This is a genomic window from Pseudomonas lundensis (genome assembly GCF_002269125.1).
GTDB classification, from domain to species: Bacteria; Pseudomonadota; Gammaproteobacteria; order Pseudomonadales; family Pseudomonadaceae; genus Aquipseudomonas; species Aquipseudomonas lundensis_A.
Window position 1 is genome coordinate 18,828 of sequence record NZ_NQKI01000018.1, and the last position, 17,289, is coordinate 36,116.

Below are 17,289 nucleotides of genomic sequence, written 5' to 3' on the forward strand. Positions count from 1 at the left end.
ATGGTATTTTTCATGGTTTTTAAATCGTGAGTACCTTTCGGACTCTTATTTTACTGGGGCTAAGCAGGCACTTGATAATAGAGTGGGTAAGTCTGGCCGGTTAACCGGTTCGATGTGAAAAAGGCGGTCAACACTCAGTGTTGGCCGCCTTTTTTGTTTCTCCGGGTGGTCACTGTTCGGCTGTCCGGGGCCTGGTCACTGAGGAGAGCAAGCCTGCGCGCAACCAGTGAGTGAACGACCTAGCGCCGCGCCACATCGGAAAAGTAAAACTTGTCCAGCGTGTGCCGCGACTCGGTGTACTCAAACTGCCGGCCGTCCTGCAAAAACGTCTGGTTGCTGACCACGATCACATGGCTTTGGCCGTCCATGTCCAGGTGTTGCTGATCGTCCTGGCTGCGCGGCACGGCTTCGATGGTGCGCTGGGCGTAGCTGATTTGCAGCTTCAGTTGCTGTTCGATATAGGCATAAATCGAGTGCTGGGCGATGCCTTCGTCCAGCCCCGGGATCAGGTCGGTCACGAAGTGGTTGATGTCCAGAATCACGCGTTTGCCATCGATGCGCCTGACCCGTTTGATGCGGGTGATGGCGCTACCTGCCTCGGCATCAATGTGCTTGTGCAGGGCTCCTTCGAGGGCAACCTGGCTGAACTCGACGACATCGGTGCTGACGTTTTCACCCAGCCGCGGCCAGGTTTCTTGAAAGCTGACGATGCCACCCAGTTGAAATTCAATCGGGCTGGAAGACAGTACAAACGTTCCTTTGCCATGCACCTTGTGCGCAAAACCGCGCTCCTGCAGTTGCTCAATCGCTTTGCGCACCGTGCCGCGACTGGCGTCGTAGGTGGTCATCAGCTCTGCTTCCGAGGGCAGGCGGGCACCGCGTTGCAGCCGCTCAGTGGTAATGCTGGCAAGCAGATCGCTATAGATCTGGTTGTATTTGGTCATGGCGATGGCTCTATGCCGATGGGTGCTCAGGGCCCGAACCTTAAGGGCAGGGCTCAGGCAGCGCAAGTCTCATAAAGGATTGGGAGTCTTCATACGCAGTTTTCAGAACGTCCTCTCAGACTCAATCCTGTGCCCGCGAATGAAAAATAAAATAACTCAACTCGTCTGTACCAGTTATTAATTTAACTGGTACAGACGAGTATTTTTCGTTTCAGCGTGCTGCCTCAACGACGCGCCATAAAAATAATGACAAGCGGGAGATACGGCATGAGCCACGATTACTCATCCATCGCCAGCGAGCTGCTAAAAAGCCTCGGTGGTGCCGACAACATCGAACAGGCTGCGCACTGCGTCACGCGTCTGCGCCTGGCGCTAAAAGACGTGAATCGGGTCGACAGTGCAGCGCTCAATCAGATCGATCTGGTCAAGGGGTCTTTCTTCAACGGCGGGTTGTTTCAAATCGTGATCGGCCCCGGCGACGTCGAAAAGGTGTATGCCGCCTTACGCGAGCAAACCGGGCTGGCGGCTGCCACCCTGGCTGACGTCAAACAAAAGGGCGTCGACAAGGCCAACGCCATGCAGCGTCTTGTACGGGTGTTTTCGGATGTGTTCATGCCGATTCTCCCCGCGCTGATCATTGCCGGCCTGTTGATGGGCATCAACAACCTGATCGGCGCCAAGGGCATGTTCATCGAAGGTCAGACCTTGCTTGAGGCCTACCCCAAGCTGGACGGGCTGTGGAGCCTGATCAACATGATGGCCAATACCTCCTTTGTATTTCTGCCCGCGCTGGTCGGCTGGTCGGCAGCCAAACGATTTGGCGGCAGTGAAATCCTGGGCATTGTGCTGGGCCTGATGCTGGTCCACCCCGACCTGCTCAATGCCTGGAACTATGGCAAGGCCGTGGCCGGGCTGGAGGGTCAAAGCCTTCCCTACTTCGACATTTTTGGTCTGTTCCAGATCGAGAGGGTCGGCTATCAAGGGCAAATCCTGCCGATCCTGCTGGCCGCCTATGTGATGAGCGTGATCGAGAAATGGTTGCGTGCGCGGGTGCCCAATGCCATTCAATTACTGGTCGTGCCGATAACGACCATCGTCATTACCGGTGTGCTGGCGCTGGCAATCATCGGCCCGGTAACGCGGCACCTGGGTATTTTGATCACCGAGGGCGTGGTCACGCTGTTCAATCTGGCCCCCCTGATCGGCGGCCTGATTTTTGGCCTGCTGTATGCCCCTATGGTGATTACCGGCATGCACCACATGTTCCTCGCGGTCGACTTGCAGTTGATCTCCACGCAGGGCGGCACCTTTATCTGGCCGATGATTGTGATGTCCAACCTGGCGCAAGGCAGCGCGGCACTCGGGGTTTTCTACATGAGCCGCAATGTGCGTGAGCGCAGCATGGCCTCCACCTCGGCAGTCTCGGCCTATTTCGGAATCACCGAACCGGCCATGTTCGGCATCAACTTGCGTTACAAATTCCCGTTTTATGCGGCGCTCACAGGGTCGGCACTGGGCAGCATTTTCCTGTCGTTAAATCAGGTCCAGGCTTCGGCAATAGGTGTCGGCGGCTTGCCCGGTTTTATCTCGATCATCCCTCAACACATCCCCATGTTCGTGATCGGGATGCTCGTGGCCATCGTGGTGCCGTTCGTCCTGACCTGTGTCCTGAACATGAAAATCATCCGCCCCGGTTTCCGCGTGGCCTGACTTCCGTCATTTGCCGGCAATGACGCAGAGCAAAGCAAGGAACTTGATATGCACGACTGGCAGCGTTCGGTGATCTACCAGATCTACCCCAAGAGTTTTTACAGTCACGCCGGCAATGCCACGGGCGATTTGCTGGGGGTGGTCGACAAGCTCGATTATCTGCAATGGCTGGGGGTCGATTACCTGTGGCTGACGCCGTTTCTGCGTTCGCCCCAGCGGGACAATGGCTACGACATCAGCGACTACTACGCCATTGATCCGAGCTACGGCAGCATGGCCGATTGCGAGCTGCTGATTCTCGAAGCCCGTGCCCGGGGCATCAAGTTGATGCTCGATATTGTGGTCAATCACACCTCCACGGAACACCCCTGGTTTCAGCAAGCCCGCAGCAGCCTCGACAACCCGTATCGAGACTTTTATATCTGGCGCGACCAGCCAAACAACTGGCATTCCAAGTTTGGCGGGTCAGCGTGGGAGTACGAAGCGCAGACTGGCCAGTACTACCTGCACCTGTTTGACCACACCCAGGCCGACCTCAATTGGGACAACCCCACGGTGCGCGCCGAGGTCTATAAATTGATGCGCTTCTGGCGCGACAAAGGCGTGGGCGGTTTCCGTCTGGACGTCATCAACCTGATCTCCAAGCCCGCCGATTTTGCCCAGGATGACAGCGACGGCCGCCGTTTTTACACCGATGGCCCGCGTGTGCACGCCTACCTGCAAGAGATGCACCGCGAGGTGTTCGCCGGGCACGATCTGGTCAGCGTCGGCGAGATGTCTTCGACCTCCCTGCAACACTGCATCCGTTACTCGAATCCGCAGAGCCGTGAGCTGTCGATGACGTTCAATTTTCATTACTTGAAGGTGGACTACCCAAACCAACAAAAGTGGGTGCACGGCGACGTCGAAACCTTGAACATCTACCGCCTCAAGCGCGACGCAGGCGAGACCCATGCCGGGTGCATGGCCGCGATCATGCAAAAGTCGCGGGACAACGGCCGCACCCCGATGCAATGGGACCATCAGCCGAATGCGGGTTTCAGCAGCGCCCGGCCCTGGATAGACCTGCCTGACAATGCCGCCCGCATCACGGTCCAAGACCAGCGCAATGACCCGTCTTCGGTGTTGCACCACTACCGCCACCTGATTGCCTTACGTCGCGCTGAGCCGTTACTGCAACACGGCAAATATCACCCGTTATTGTTGGAGCACCCGCACGTCTGGGCCTACCTGCGCGAGGGCGATGACGAGCGATTACTGGTGCTCAACAACTTTTACGGCATGCCCTGCGATATCGAATTGCCTGCTGAGGTCATCAGCGAGCACATGCCGCAGCGTGTACTCATCAGCAACTACGACGACTGCCCGCAGCGAACGCGGCGCATCACGTTAAGGCCCTACGAATCGTTCGTCCTGCACGTGCAGTCCTGACGCGCATTCAGCCTTGCAGGCCGCGTTGTGCGGTCTCAAGCAGCCTGTTGCAGCGGCGACAGGCGTTTTGCCCGCAGCGTTTTACCCATAAAAATAAAAAAAGGTGGATGTATGAACACAACACTCAACCGCAGCGTAATCGCCGCGTGCTTAGGCTTGCTTGCGCCCTTGCCATCACAGGCCCTGGAGTTCTCGGGCTACCTGCGCAGTGGCGTTGGCAACGCGCTCAACGGTGGAAAACAAACCTGTTTCAAGCTCCCCGGCGCTGAAACCAAATACCGGCTGGGCAACGAGTGCGAGCAGTACGCGGAGCTGGAACTTCGCCAGGACATTTTGACCCTCGATGACGGCTCGGTGCTCAGCGTCGACGGCATGGCGTCGTTTTATAACCGGTATAACCGCCAGCTCACCTTCCAGGGGGAGAACGGTTCGGTGCGCATGCCCCAGCTGTATGCACAATGGTCGAACCTGCCGAGTCTCAATGGCGGTTCGCTGTGGGCCGGGCGCCGTTACTACAAACGTAACGACATCCACATCTCTGATTTCTACTACTGGAACCAGAGCGCCACAGGCGGGGGCATCGAAGATGTACTGATCGGCGGCCTGAAATACAGCTACGCCTTGTCCCGCAAAGACAGCCTGTACCAAAAAGACCCTGTCACCCGTCACGACGTTAACGTGGCCGGGTTCAAGATCAATCCCGGGGGCGAGCTGGAGTTTGGTCTGACCTACCTGGAAAAGCCCACGCGCACCAATGCCCACAGCGGTTGGGCGATCACCGCCCAGCATGTGCAAAACGACTTTTTGGGCGGCCGCAACAAGTTCGCAGTGCAGTATGGCGAAGGGTCGGGCACGGGACTCGGTTACACCGGCAATACCCAACTGGACAACAGCAGCAAACGCTATCGCCTGGTTGAGTTTTTTGACTGGCAAGTGACGCCGCGTTTTGGCGGCCAAATCGAAGCCGTCTACCAAAAGGATGTTCGTCCCCAGGGTGGCAATCAGCACTGGATGTCGCTTGGCGTACGCCCGGCCTACGCGATCAGTGAGCAATTCAAACTGGTGACGGAGCTGGGCCACGATCAAGTCAGGGCCGCAGACGGCACCCGCACCCTGAGCAAATTCACCTTCGCGCCCACCTGGTCGCCCAAGGGGCCCGGCTTTTGGGAGCGCCCCGAAATTCGCCTGTATTACACCTATGCCCGCTGGAACAAAGCTGCGCAGCTCGCCGCCAATCAATTGGACGCCGGTTCGGCGTTATCTGACAGCGGCGCGTTTGGCAGGGCGCGGCATGGTTCAAACATGGGGTTGCAGGTCGAGTACTGGTGGAAATAAGCGACGCTGCCGGGGCTCGCACGCCATTGGCACTCAAACTCTCTATTGCAGGTGAAGTCATGGTTACACCCTCACAACTGGAACTGCTGACGCCCCTGCCGGGAATCGTGCGTGCACTTGATGATGTCCCCGACCCGGTGTTTTCCAGTCGCCTGATGGGCGACGGCGTGTGCATCGATCCAACGTCGCAGATGTTGTGCGCCCCGCTGGCGGGCGTCGTCACTAACGTGCAGCACACCGGGCATGCCCTGAGCATCACCCATGACAGCGGCGTGCAGGTGCTGCTGCACATTGGCCTGGACACGGTGAACCTTCAAGGCAAAGGTTTCATCGCGCAGGTGGAAGACGGCCAGCGTGTTGAGGCCGGGCAACCGTTGATCGAGTTTGATGCCGATTACCTGGCGCTTCATGCGCGCAGTTTGCTGACGTTGATGCTGGTCATCAGCGGCGAAGCGATTCAGTCGCTGGCGCAATGCGGGGTGAAGGTCGAGACCGGTCAGCCTGTGTTGCACGTGCACGTGAAAACAGGGACGCAACCTGCGTCCGCCAGCCATGAAGATCGTCCAGTGTTGCATTCGCAGGCCGTGTTGCTGCCCAACCCCAACGGCCTGCATGCGCGTCCGGCTGCGGTTTTGGCGCAGGCTGCAAAAGGTTTTGCTGCGCGTGTTCAACTGCATCGCCAGCACGACAGCGCCAACGCCAAGTCGCTGGTAGCGATCATGGCGTTGCAAACCGCGTATGCAGACAGCGTTTACCTCAGTGCTGCGGGGCCGGATGCCGACGCGGCCATCCGTGAGCTGTCCGAGTTGCTGGCACAAGGATGCGGCGAAGAGGTTGAGTTCGTGGTGTTGGCTCCTGACCCGCAACCCGTCGCCAATGATGAGGTGTCAGATGTGCTGCGCGGGGTGTGCGCCTCCACGGGGTCGGCGTATGGGTATGTGGTGCACGTGGCGCAAAGCGCGCTGGAAGTGGTCGAACAGGCCAGCGAGGCACAACGCGAACATGCGGCGCTGCAACACGCGCTGGACCGTGCGGCCATTGAACTGCAAGGCTTGCGCGATGACGCAGCAAGTCCGGCGCAGAGTGAGATCTTTCGGGCTCATCAGCAGCTGTTGCAAGACCCGAGTTTGGTGGAGCATGCCGCTGAACTGATCAACTCCGGCAAAAGTGCGGCCTTCGCTTGGCGCAATGCCACCGAAGCCACCGCGGCGTTATTCAAAGGGTTGGGCAGTCCGTTACTGGCGGAGCGGGCGCTGGATCTCGAAGACGTGGGGCTGCGCGTGCTGAAACGGATTCTCGGCGTGGATGACAGTGCGCTGGCATTGCCCCATCAGGCGATATTGGTGGCGGAACAACTGACGCCCTCGCAAACGGCCAGGCTGGATACCCGCAAAGTCGTGGGATTTGCCACCGTGGGCGGAGGGGCTACCAGCCATGTCGCCATTTTGGCCCGTGCCCTGGGCATCCCGGCGTTGTGTGGGGTGTCACCTCAGGTGCTGGCGCTGGCCAGCGGCTTGCCGGTTTTGTTGGATGCCGATGCGGGTCAGTTGCACTTGCAGCCCGATATCAAACAGGTAGAGCGGCTGGGTGAGCAGCGCGCACTGCGTCAGGACCGGCACCAGCGGGATTTGCAACACGCGTCCTTGGCCGCCTGCACCCGCGACGGGCACCCGGTTGAGATCACGGCCAACATTGCCTCGCGGGCAGAAGCTGAACACGCGATGACGCTGGGCGCCCACGGTGTCGGGCTGCTGCGCTCGGAGTTTTTGTACCTGGATCGCAACCGCGCCCCTTCCCATGACGAACAAGTGGCGACTTACAGCGAGATTGCTCGCTCCGTAGGCCTTGACCGCCCGTTAGTCGTGCGCACGCTGGATGTGGGCGGCGACAAGCCGCTGGCCTACGTGCCGATGACCAGTGAAATCAACCCGTTTCTGGGCATGCGCGGGATCCGTTTATGCCTTGAACGCCCTCAATTGTTGCGCGACCAATTGCGCGCCATTCTGAGCTGTGCCGGGCTAACACAGTTGCACATCATGCTGCCGATGGTGACGAATCTGTCGGAGCTGCGAATTGCACGGCAAATGGTGCAGGAGGAGGCGCAACGGTTGGGGCTCGCCCACTTGCCCAAGCTGGGCATCATGATCGAAGTGCCCGCCGCTGCCTTGATGGCCGATCTGTTTGCACCGGAGGTGGATTTCTTCTCGATTGGCACCAACGACCTGACTCAATACACCTTGGCCATGGACCGCGATCATCCACGTCTGGCCCGTCAGGCCGACAGCTTGCACCCGGCAGTGCTGCGTTTGATCGCTCACACGGTCCGGGCAGCCCACGCCCATGGCAAGTGGGTGGGCGTCTGTGGCGCCTTGGCGTCCGAGCCGTTGGCGGTGCCGGTGCTGCTTGGCCTGGGAGTGGATGAGCTGTCGGTCAGCGTGCCGCTGATCCCGGCGATCAAGGGGCGGGTGCGCGAGATCGATTTCAAGGCCTGTAAGGTTTTGGCAGAAAAGGTGCTGGCGCTTGAAAGTGCCGAGCATGTACGAGCCACCTTGCAGCCTCAATCTGTGGGTGTGGAGATCTGAATATGTTTGAAAAAATGCGTCAGGCGCTCTGGAAAGCGCTGAGCCCGGATCTGGTGCCCGATGCGGCCAGTGCTGCCTCATCCTTGCTGGACAGCGCTGTGTTGGCGGCCTTGGGCGGGGCCGATAACGTTAAATCCGAACAAAAAGTCGCACTGACCCGCGTGCGTGTCGAAGTGTGCGATGCCTCGAAAATGGCCGCGCATGTGCAGGCCTTACCCAACGTCATGGTCTTTGCCAATGGCGTGGTGCATGTGCTCGACGGCAGTTAACCCACGTTTCGGGGTGCGGCCCTTCGCCACCCCGGCCTTACTGTTTCTCAACTGCAGGTGTATCGTATTCGCCTTTTGCGGGCCTTGAGCCTGTTTACGATACGAGAGGTAGTTGAGCCCATGTCCTTTACCCGTCGACAAATACTCGGTGGTTTGGCCGGCCTGGTCGTGGTGGGTGTCGGGGCGGGTGGCGCTTCGCGCTACTGGCTGGGAAAAATGGCGGACGCCGAGGCGGGCCACGATTACGAACTGATTGCCGCGCCGCTGGACGTTGAGCTGGTGCCCGGCCACCAAACCGAAGCCTGGGCCTTTGGTCCTTCGGCGCCGGGCACCGAGCTGCGGGTGCGCCAGGGCGAATGGCTGCGGGTACGCTTTATCAACCACCTGCCAGTGCCCACCACCATTCACTGGCACGGTATCCGCCTGCCGCTGGAAATGGACGGCGTGCCTTATGTTTCCCAGTTGCCGGTATTGCCGGGCGAATACTTCGACTACAAATTCCGGGTGCCGGACGCTGGCAGCTACTGGTATCACCCACACGTCAACAGTAGCGAAGAACTGGGCCGCGGGCTGGTGGGGCCGCTGATTGTCGAGGAGCGCGAGTCAACCGGCTTTGAGCACGAGCGCACGTTGAGCATCAAAAACTGGCACGTGGATGAGGAGGGCGGATTCATGCCATTCAGCATCACCCGCGAAGCCGCACGCGGCGGGACGGCCGGGCGCCTGTCCACGATCAACGGCAGCCACGTGCCGACTATCGAACTGCCTGCCGGGCAAATCACCCGTGTGCGCCTGCTCAACCTCGACAACACCTTGACCTACCGCATTAACATTCCGGGGGTGGAGGCCAAAATCTACGCGCTGGACGGCAACCCCATCGCACCAAGGCCGCTGGGCAAGGAGTACTGGCTGGGCCCCGGCATGCGCATTTGCCTGGCAATCAAGGCGCCTGCCGAAGGCGAAGAATTGTCCCTGCGTGACGGGCCTGTGCGCCTGGGCACGTTGCGTGCGGTCGCCAGCCCCGGTTCAGCGACGCAATGGCCGCCCGCACTGCCTGCCAATCCGATCGCCGAGCCGGACGTGGCGAACGCCGAAAAACTCAATTTCAACTTTGAATGGGTAGGGTCGGTGTCGGTCAATCAAAGCGGCGATCAACCCCCGAGCCTGTGGCAAATCAACGGCGTTGCCTGGGACATCAAGGACAAGACCTGCGCTGATCGGCCGATCGCCAAACTCAAATTGGGGCAAAGCTACATCTTCGAATTGAAGAACATGACCCAGTACCAGCATCCGATCCATTTGCACGGCATGACCTTCAAGGTGCTGGCGTCCAATCGCAAAAAAATCACCCCGTATTTCACCGACACCTATTTGTTGGGTAAAAACGAGCGTGCCCGCGTGGCGTTGGTGGCGGATAATCCCGGCGTGTGGATGTTCCACTGCCATGTGATTGACCACATGGAAACGGGCCTGATGGCCGCTATTGAGGTTTCCTGATGCGACAAGGGCGTCAACCCCGGATCATCGACCGCAGCCGCGATCAAGACTACATGCGAGAAGCGCTGGCCCTCGCGGCCCAGGGCGCGGCCCTGGGTGAAGTACCCGTGGGGGCAGTGCTGGTGCAAAACGGCGAGATTATCGGGCGCGGTTTCAACTGCCCGATCAGCGGTCACGACCCCAGCGCCCATGCTGAAATGGTCGCCATCCGTGCCGCAGCCGCTTCGGCCTGCAACTACCGCCTGCCGGGCAGCACGCTGTACGTCACGCTGGAGCCGTGCAGCATGTGCGCGGGCCTGATCGTGCATTCGCGGGTGTCACGCGTGGTGTATGGCGCGCTGGAGCCCAAGGCCGGGATTGTGCAGAGTCAGGGGCAGTTCTTCACCCAGGGCTTTCTCAACCACCGGGTGCTGTTTGAAGGCGGGGTGCTGGCCGACGAATGCGGCGCGATCCTGAGCGATTTTTTCAAGGCCCGTCGCGCCAAACCGCCGTTGTAGCGGCTGACGCGTCGCGGGTTAGCGGCGGATCACTTGCGGGCAACAATCACTGCGCGCATCGGCGCAGGCAAACCCTCGATGGTTTTGCTGTGGTCGTTGGGGTCGAGGTAGTCGCTCAACGACTGGAACTTCATCCACTCCGTCGCCCGCTGCTCCTGGACGGTGGTAATGCTCACGTCCACACAGCGCACATCGCTGAAACCGGCGCGCCGCAACCAACGCTCCAGCGCCGGAATCGACGGCAGGAACCACACGTTGCGCATCTGTGCGTAGCGGTCTTCCGGCACCAGCACTTGATTCTCGTCGCCTTCAATCACCAAGGTTTCCAGCACCAGCTCGCCGCCCTTGACCAGGCAGTCCTTGAGCGCCAGCAAATGCTCGATGGGTGAGCGGCGGTGGTAGAACACGCCCATGGAAAACACGGTATCGAAGCCTTCAAGGTTCGGTGGCAGGTCTTCGAACGGGAAGGGCAAATGCCACGCGGCGTCTTGCTGTAAGAAGCGCTGCACGGCCTGGAACTGACAGAAAAACAGCCAGTTCGGGTCAACGCCGATGACGCTGTGGGCACCTGCGCCCAGCATGCGCCACATGTAGTAGCCGTTGCCGCAGCCCACATCGAGGATGCGTTTACCGTTGAGATCGATGTGCGGCGCGACCCGCGACCATTTCCAGTCCGAGTGCCATTCGGTGTCGACATGCACACCGAACAGGTCAAACGGGCCTTTACGCCACGGCGACAGGCCCATCAGTGCCTGACGCATCCGCGCGCGGGTTTCGTCGTCGCAGTCGGTGTCGAGGGTCAGCCCGTTGAGCAAGTCGATTTCGGTGGGCTTGACGTCAGGTAACGCGTCCAGGGCGCTCTGCCAGCGTTCAAGGTCGCCATGGCCTTTTTCCATTTTGATGTCGAGCTGAGCTTGCAGGGTGTTGGCCCATTCAGCCAGGGGCGTACCGGCCAGACGCCGGGCAAGAGGGGAAAGATCAATCATGGCAAGGCAATCAACGAGGCAAAGTTAAGACACTGGAACCACGGCACGACTTTCGAGAACCCGGCCGCGAGCAAGCGTTCACGGTGTTCTTCGAGGCTGTCGGGCTTCATGACGTTTTCGATGGCGCTGCGTTTTTGCGCGATCTCCAGATCGCTGTAGCCATTGGCGCGTTTGAAGGCAATGTGCAAGTCAGTGAGCAGGGCATGTTCTTCGGCGTCATTGAAGCGCAGCTTCTCCGACAGAATCAGCGCGCCGCCCGGCAACAGCGATTGGCGGATGCGCCCGAGTAAAGCCAGCCGTTGCTCGGGGGCTATGAATTGCAGGGTGAAGTTCAGCGCAACCACCGAAGCGGGTTCGAACGCCAGCGCCAGAATGTCGCCTTCGATCACCTCAACCGGCAACAGCTCCTGAAACATCGAGTTTTGCCCGTTCAGGTATTCGCGGCAGCGTTCGACCATCGCCGCCGAGTTGTCCACCGCAATGACCTTGCACCCTTCGCTGCGCACATGGCGGCGTAACGCCTGCGTCACCGCACCCAGCGAGCTGCCCAGGTCATAAAGGACACTGTTTGGTTGGGCGAATTGCGCAGCCAGCACACCGAGGTTTTCCACAATGGTCGGGTAACCGGGCACCGAGCGTTTGATCATGTCCGGGAACACCCGCACCACGTCTTCGTTAAAGGCGAAGTCCGGCACCTGGGCCAGGGGCTGGGCGAAAATACGGTCGGGTTCTTTGCTCACGAGGGTTCCGGCGATGGAAATTTAAAAGGGGCGGCATTTTAGCCAAGTTGGCGCCGGAGTGCGCGGTCTGTCTGATAAACCGCGCAGCATTCTGAACATGCCTACACAGTGTCAGGGGCATTCACACAATGATGACGAGACACTCACGTGGCCGGTCAGGGTGATGTTCTTCTGCTCGCTGTCCTGCGCGGTGAACGTGAACTCACGGATGTAATACGCGTGGTCGATGATGTCCAGCGTCAAGGCGCCGCTTATCCCTTCGCAGTTGTAATAGATTTCATTGCCACCGACGACAGCGAACTCCACATACGACAAGCCCTGAATCGGTCCGGGTTCACCCTGTTTGAACGTGTGTGTTCCGCTTTCAATACCCAGGTCAACAATGAAATTAATTACCCGGTATTCGTACGAACCAAAGGTTGCAGCTGAGGCTGCAATGGAAAGGGTGTTGAGGCCGCTGCCTAACATGATGTCATCGGCTTTGAAATCAGCGCGGTCAGTAATGGTGGCCGACGCGTCGCTGATCAGTGCCTGTTTATGGCGTGGCGAATGCTTGGGGCTTGGCTTGAGTGTGCCTTTGACTCTGTCTTTGCCGCGGGTAGAAAAGTGATTGGCCATCATCGAACCCTCGCTGACTGATTGGGTGTACGGAGACGGTATTAATGATGGCTGCGGGCATGGCGTCTACTGTCATAAATAACAGTTGAGGGGTCAGCGTTTGCCCTGGCTGAACGCCGATGCGGCAATGCCCCATTGGCCGAGCCAGTAGCTGAGAATGATCAGGTACGGCGCCGCACCGAACTTAACCACGAAGCGGTCAATTCCGATCAGGCTGTCGGAGACCACAAACGCCAGTGCGCCGCCCGCTGCCAGCCACGCCGAGCGTGCAGGTACATCAGTCCCCACGCGGGCGAAGGCGCGCCACAGCATGGCGCTGATCGTGAAGGCGTAGACAAAAACTGGAATCAGCATCTCCCCCAGGCCATGGCTGGCCATGACGCTCAACAAACCGGCACCGGCTGCCAGCGCCAGTATCAGGGGCAGTGCTGCGAGACGGCGGCAATCGGCCAGATAGGCCTTGAGGTAAGCCAAATGGGCCAGCAGAAACGCCCCGAGGCCAAACACAAACAAGTCCACGGGCCAAGCCAGCAGCAGGTCACCGAGCAACGAAAACAGCAAACCGATACTGATCCAGCGCCGGTAAAGGCTGGGCGGCGCATCTTGCAGCCAGCCGAGCAATGCCAGCACGGGCAGGGGTTTGCTCAGCAGGCACAACAGCGTGGAGTGCATGTTCACGCCGTACAGATACGCGGCGGCCCCCATGACAGCGAGGATCAGCCATGGCATGTCAGTTCACCGTAACAGGGCAGTCAAACACTTGAGCGGGTTCGGCCTCAGGCTCCCAAGGCTGTTGATACGTCAGGCGCAGGCGACCGGTGCCCGGGGCAAATGCTTGAAAGCGCCAGGTGGATTGCCCGCCGCTGCCCAGTAACTGGCCACTGTCGGCGCTTTTGTAGACTTCTGGGCCGAGGCTGCGTAACACGCCGCCTGCCGAATCCTGAATGGCCCAGCGGTAACCGGTCGTGGGGTTACTGGGCAGGGTCAGCGTCAGGTTTTGCCCCGTGTGCAATTGCATCGGGCAGTCACTTTGTTCTTCCACAATCACGTTATGTGCCGGTTGCTGAGCGCAAGCTGTCAGCAAGGTGAAACTGAGCAAGGGGATCAGACGCGCGGGGGACATTGAAGGCTCCGTCGGGACAATAACAAGCGCGCAGCATAACCCAAGACGGCTATCGGGCTATGCCACGCGGTCAAAGTCGCGAGCGGGCCTTAATAATTGAATGAGGCGTGAGGAGGGGTCACCGTGAAGTCGCCGCAGACCTCAAAAGGGTCGGTCAGATGGTCTGTACCTTCAAAGGTGAACAGGCGTGCGCTGTAGCAGCTCTCGATCACAGACAAGTGCAGGGTGCCCACCTCGGCCTGAGTCAGGTGATACACCAGGTCGCCATTTTTCTCGATGCATTCTGTGTAAGACATATCTCTGACCGGACCCTGCTGCCCGCGTTTGTACAGGTAAATGCCGGACTGGATATTGACGTCCAGAGTCAAGGACACGCAACGATACTGCGGCGATCCGAAGTCTTCGAATTCTGCGGTAATCACAATCTTTTTTTGGCTGCTGGCAAAGGTGATTTCCTGCGCTTCGAACAGATGGCGGCAAGACACCTCGGCCCTCATCTCACCCGTTGTTCTGGGATGGAACAGCGGTGTGCCCAAAGCCTTCTGCCATATAACAGCAGGGTTTCCATATCCAGGGTGTTGCAGTGCCATGATCTAAGCCCATCCAGCGCTAACGGTTCTGGGCCTATTAGTGACGGGATTGGATTTTGTGTCTACTGACAGAATTGACAGGGGGTTTGAGATGAAGATGTGACAGCGCCGCCGCTGTGGGGCGGCGGCGCTGTCATCGGGAACGTTCTACGGTTTAAAACAGCACTTTGGCCACGTCATTGAACCGTTTGGCAAAGTGCACGGTGATGCCTTCTTTCAAGTAGTCCGGCAGTTCCTCGAAATGGCCCCGGTTGGCTTCGGGCAGGATCAATTCATGGATTTTCTGCCGACGTGCCGCGATGACTTTCTCACGCACGCCACCAATCGGGAGTACGTGCCCGGTGAGGGTCAGCTCGCCGGTCATGGCGATGCCCTTTTTCGGCGGCTGGTTGCGTGCCAGCGACAGCAGTGCGCTGGCCATGGTCACACCGGCGCTTGGGCCATCTTTGGGTGTGGCGCCTTCGGGCACGTGCAAATGCACGAACGCTTCATCGAAGAACTTGGGGTCGCCGCCAAACTGCTTGAGATTGGAGCTGACATAGCTGTAGGCGATCTCTGCCGACTCTTTCATCACATCCCCTAGCTGCCCGGTCAGCTTGAACCCGCGATTGAGGGTATGGATGCGCGTCGCTTCGATTGGCAGGGTCGCGCCGCCCATGCTGGTCCAGGCCAACCCGGTAATCACGCCCGTACCGCTGATGACTTGTTCATTGCGGAACACCGGCATGCCCAACGAAGCTTCGAGGTCTTTGGGGCCGATTTTGATCACCGCCTTCGGGTCTTCCAGCAATTTGACCACGGCCTTACGCACCAGTTTGCCGAGCTGCTTCTCCAACTGACGCACCCCGGCTTCGCGGGCATAGCCATCGATCACGGCGCGTAAGGCGCTGTCGCTGATGCTCAGGCTGTTTTTGGAAACACCGGCTTTCTCCAACTGTTTGGGCCACAGATGGCGCTTGGCAATTGCCACCTTTTCTTCCGTGATGTAACCCGACAGGCGAATCACCTCCATCCGGTCAAGCAACGGCCCCGGAATGGAATCCAGCGTGTTGGCGGTGCAGACGAACAGCACCTTGGACAGGTCCAGGCGTAAATCCAGATAGTGGTCGAGGAAATCGACGTTCTGTTCCGGATCAAGGGTTTCGAGCAGGGCGGAGGCGGGGTCGCCCTGGAAGCTCTGGCCCATCTTGTCGATCTCGTCGAGCATGATGACCGGGTTCATCACTTCGACGTCTTTGAGGGCCTGCACCAGCTTGCCCGGCTGGGCACCGATGTACGTGCGACGATGGCCTTTGATCTCGGCTTCGTCACGCATGCCGCCGACACTGAAGCGGTAGAACGGCCGCCCCAGGGACTCGGCGATCGATTTGCCGACGCTGGTTTTACCCACGCCCGGCGGGCCAACCAGCAACACGATCGAACCACTTACCGAACCCTTGTAGGCGCCGACCGCCAGAAATTCGAGGATACGGTTTTTGATGTCATCCAGCCCCGCATGGTGGGCGTCGAGCACCTTGCGGGCATGCTTGAGGTCGAGTTTGTCTTGCCCGAACACACCCCAGGGCAGCGATGTTGCCCAATCCAGATAGTTGCGGGTGACCGCGTATTCCGGTGAGCCGGTTTCCAGAATCGACAGTTTGTTCAGTTCCTCGTCGATGCGCTTTTGCGCCTGAGCCGTCAGGGTCTTGCCTTCCAGACGCTGCTTGAACTGTTCGATGTCCGCGCTGCGGTCGTCTTTGGTCAGACCCAGTTCCTGCTGGATCACCTTGAGCTGTTCCTTCAGAAAGAACTCACGCTGGTGCTCGCCGATTTTCAAGTTCACTTCGGCGGAGATTTCTTTTTGCAGGCGCGCAACTTCAACTTCCTTGCGCAGCATTGGCAGGACTTTCTCCATGCGTTTGAGCATGGGCACGCAATCGAGCACTTCTTGCAGCTCATTGCCGGTTGCCGACGTCAGCGCGGCCGCGAAATCGGTTAGCGGCGACGGATCGTTAGGGCTGAAGCGATTGAGGTAGTTTTTCAACTCTTCGCTGTACAGCGGGTTGAGCGGCAACAGCTCCTTGATGGCATTGATCAGCGCCATGCCATAAGCCTTCACCTCATCGGTGGGCTCCTTGGGCTGCTGCGGGTATTCGACTTCCACCAAATACGGCGGGCGGTGATGTTTGAGCCACATGCTGATGCGCACACGGGTCAGGCCTTGGGCCACAAATTGCAATTTGCCGTTTTCGCGGCTGGCGTGATGCACTTTTACCAGCGTGCCGTATTCCGGGAGGCTGGACGTGTCGAAGTGGCGAGGGTCATCCGGTGGCGTATCGACAAAAAACAGGGCCAGCGAGTGATGGGGTGATTTGCTGACCAGCTCCAGTGTTTCGGCCCACGGCTCTTCATTGACGATGACCGGCAGCACTTGTGCCGGGAAGAACGGGCGGTTGTGAATCGGGATGATGTAAACCTTGTCGGGCAGATTCTGCTCCGGCAACGCCAGTTCAGTTCCGGCCGAGTGGGGTGTGTGTACGGATTCCGTGTGTTCTATGTCTGCGTATTCAGGGGTGTTATCCGGGAAATCTTGCTGGTCGCTCATGGGGCACCTGCGCAATGGGGTATGGGGGTTAGATGGGGCGCGGTGTCAGTGGTTTCAATGGTGAAACGTTTTTCATGCGCTCGCCGCTGCCAAAGCTTCGCCGTGGAGCGTAGACGATGAGCACCTGAGCACGGATGAGTGCATGCGATTGAACGGCGCAAAGCGCCTGCTGGTGATTGATAAAACCTTGCGCGAGGTTCGCGTTCGCTAGGCCTTTGTCGCCAACAACTTGACGGTAGACGGCCCGAAATTATTAGGCGATCTTCTGCTGAGCGACAGTTACGACTTATAACAATAAAGATGGAGCAAGCGGCCACCTGGCAGGCTGCCTGCAAGGCGCACAAGGAGCGCGTATGCCTCAGGGAATCAGCGCAATGACGCGG

General features: G+C 59.1%; 15 protein-coding genes. 7 read left to right on the forward strand and 8 right to left on the reverse strand.

The genetic code is table 11. The features are described 5' to 3' along the window. Positions 1-239: 239 nt before the first annotated feature. Complete coding sequence (treR, locus tag CJF39_RS12730; protein ID WP_094993738.1) at positions 240-944, reverse strand: trehalose operon repressor; 705 nt, start codon at positions 942-944, stop codon at positions 240-242. A 267-nt stretch (positions 945-1,211) separates the two neighbouring features. Between treR and treP the strand changes: the two genes are divergently transcribed. From treP to tadA, 7 genes are all read left to right on the forward strand, one after another. Then, positions 1,212-2,654 carry a PTS system trehalose-specific EIIBC component gene (gene treP, locus CJF39_RS12735; protein ID WP_094993739.1) on the forward strand — a complete coding sequence of 481 codons (1,443 nt, stop codon included), beginning with the start codon at positions 1,212-1,214 and terminating at the stop codon, positions 2,652-2,654. A gap of 48 nt (positions 2,655-2,702) precedes the next feature. Then, positions 2,703-4,085 carry an alpha-amylase family glycosyl hydrolase gene (locus CJF39_RS12740; RefSeq protein WP_094993740.1) on the forward strand — a complete coding sequence of 461 codons (1,383 nt, stop codon included), beginning with the start codon at positions 2,703-2,705 and terminating at the stop codon, positions 4,083-4,085. Positions 4,086-4,196: 111 nt separating this feature from the next. Beyond that, positions 4,197-5,420, forward strand: coding sequence for a maltoporin (locus tag CJF39_RS12745; protein WP_094993741.1), 1,224 nt, complete (start codon positions 4,197-4,199; stop codon positions 5,418-5,420). 59 nt (positions 5,421-5,479) lie between these two features. Next, on the forward strand, positions 5,480-8,002 hold the full coding sequence (ptsP, locus tag CJF39_RS12750; protein WP_094993742.1) for a phosphoenolpyruvate--protein phosphotransferase: 2,523 nt from the start codon (positions 5,480-5,482) through the stop codon (positions 8,000-8,002). 2 nt (positions 8,003-8,004) lie between these two features. Beyond that, a complete protein-coding gene (locus CJF39_RS12755; RefSeq protein WP_094993743.1) occupies positions 8,005-8,271 on the forward strand; it encodes a PTS transporter subunit EIIB in 267 nt (88 codons plus the stop codon). Between the two features lie 120 nt (positions 8,272-8,391). Beyond that, the gene (locus CJF39_RS12760) at positions 8,392-9,768 is read left to right on the forward strand and encodes a multicopper oxidase family protein (RefSeq protein ID WP_094993744.1); all 1,377 of its coding nucleotides are present in this window, start codon (positions 8,392-8,394) and stop codon (positions 9,766-9,768) included. Continuing rightward, positions 9,768-10,265: a tRNA adenosine(34) deaminase TadA gene (tadA, locus tag CJF39_RS12765; protein WP_094993745.1), complete on the forward strand. Its 498-nt coding sequence runs from the start codon at positions 9,768-9,770 to the stop codon at positions 10,263-10,265. The genes CJF39_RS12760 and tadA overlap by 1 nt, the downstream gene beginning before the upstream one ends. A 29-nt stretch (positions 10,266-10,294) precedes the next feature. On the opposite strand, the gene cmoB is transcribed toward tadA, so the two are convergent. The 7 genes from cmoB to lon all read right to left on the reverse strand — a co-directional run bounded on the left by cmoB (position 10,295) and on the right by lon (position 16,906). Continuing rightward, complete coding sequence (gene cmoB / locus CJF39_RS12770) at positions 10,295-11,251, reverse strand: tRNA 5-methoxyuridine(34)/uridine 5-oxyacetic acid(34) synthase CmoB (RefSeq protein WP_094993746.1); 957 nt, start codon at positions 11,249-11,251, stop codon at positions 10,295-10,297. Continuing rightward, positions 11,248-11,991 carry a carboxy-S-adenosyl-L-methionine synthase CmoA gene (gene cmoA / locus CJF39_RS12775; RefSeq protein ID WP_094993747.1) on the reverse strand — a complete coding sequence of 248 codons (744 nt, stop codon included), beginning with the start codon at positions 11,989-11,991 and terminating at the stop codon, positions 11,248-11,250. The genes cmoB and cmoA overlap by 4 nt, the downstream gene beginning before the upstream one ends. 111 nt (positions 11,992-12,102) lie before the next feature. Next, positions 12,103-12,612: a hypothetical protein gene (locus CJF39_RS12780; RefSeq protein WP_094993748.1), complete on the reverse strand. Its 510-nt coding sequence runs from the start codon at positions 12,610-12,612 to the stop codon at positions 12,103-12,105. A gap of 90 nt (positions 12,613-12,702) precedes the next feature. Next, positions 12,703-13,338, reverse strand: a complete 636-nt coding sequence (locus tag CJF39_RS12785; RefSeq protein ID WP_094993749.1) for a lysoplasmalogenase — start codon at positions 13,336-13,338, stop codon at positions 12,703-12,705. 1 nt (position 13,339) lies between these two features. Next, positions 13,340-13,732, reverse strand: coding sequence for a protease inhibitor I42 family protein (locus CJF39_RS12790; RefSeq protein WP_094993750.1), 393 nt, complete (start codon positions 13,730-13,732; stop codon positions 13,340-13,342). Between the two features lie 89 nt (positions 13,733-13,821). Next, a complete protein-coding gene (locus CJF39_RS12795) occupies positions 13,822-14,322 on the reverse strand; it encodes a hypothetical protein (protein WP_094993751.1) in 501 nt (166 codons plus the stop codon). A gap of 154 nt (positions 14,323-14,476) precedes the next feature. Beyond that, positions 14,477-16,906: an endopeptidase La gene (gene lon / locus CJF39_RS12800; protein WP_094993752.1), complete on the reverse strand. Its 2,430-nt coding sequence runs from the start codon at positions 16,904-16,906 to the stop codon at positions 14,477-14,479. Between the last annotated feature and the right edge of the window lie 383 nt (positions 16,907-17,289).

Bases quoted from the DNA above. Each gene is read 5' to 3' on its own strand.
- treR (WP_094993738.1), bottom strand. From the start codon at position 944: ATGACCAAATACAACCAGATCTATAGCGATCTGCTTGCCAGCATTACC.
- treP (WP_094993739.1), top strand. From the start codon at position 1,212: ATGAGCCACGATTACTCATCCATCGCCAGCGAGCTGCTAAAAAGCCTC.
- CJF39_RS12740 (WP_094993740.1), top strand. From the start codon at position 2,703: ATGCACGACTGGCAGCGTTCGGTGATCTACCAGATCTACCCCAAGAGT.
- CJF39_RS12745 (WP_094993741.1), top strand. From the start codon at position 4,197: ATGAACACAACACTCAACCGCAGCGTAATCGCCGCGTGCTTAGGCTTG.
- ptsP (WP_094993742.1), top strand. From the start codon at position 5,480: ATGGTTACACCCTCACAACTGGAACTGCTGACGCCCCTGCCGGGAATC.
- CJF39_RS12755 (WP_094993743.1), top strand. From the start codon at position 8,005: ATGTTTGAAAAAATGCGTCAGGCGCTCTGGAAAGCGCTGAGCCCGGAT.
- CJF39_RS12760 (WP_094993744.1), top strand. From the start codon at position 8,392: ATGTCCTTTACCCGTCGACAAATACTCGGTGGTTTGGCCGGCCTGGTC.
- tadA (WP_094993745.1), top strand. From the start codon at position 9,768: ATGCGACAAGGGCGTCAACCCCGGATCATCGACCGCAGCCGCGATCAA.
- cmoB (WP_094993746.1), bottom strand. From the start codon at position 11,251: ATGATTGATCTTTCCCCTCTTGCCCGGCGTCTGGCCGGTACGCCCCTG.
- CJF39_RS12780 (WP_094993748.1), bottom strand. From the start codon at position 12,612: ATGATGGCCAATCACTTTTCTACCCGCGGCAAAGACAGAGTCAAAGGC.
- CJF39_RS12785 (WP_094993749.1), bottom strand. From the start codon at position 13,338: ATGCCATGGCTGATCCTCGCTGTCATGGGGGCCGCCGCGTATCTGTAC.
- CJF39_RS12790 (WP_094993750.1), bottom strand. From the start codon at position 13,732: ATGTCCCCCGCGCGTCTGATCCCCTTGCTCAGTTTCACCTTGCTGACA.
- CJF39_RS12795 (WP_094993751.1), bottom strand. From the start codon at position 14,322: ATGGCACTGCAACACCCTGGATATGGAAACCCTGCTGTTATATGGCAG.
- lon (WP_094993752.1), bottom strand. From the start codon at position 16,906: ATGAGCGACCAGCAAGATTTCCCGGATAACACCCCTGAATACGCAGAC.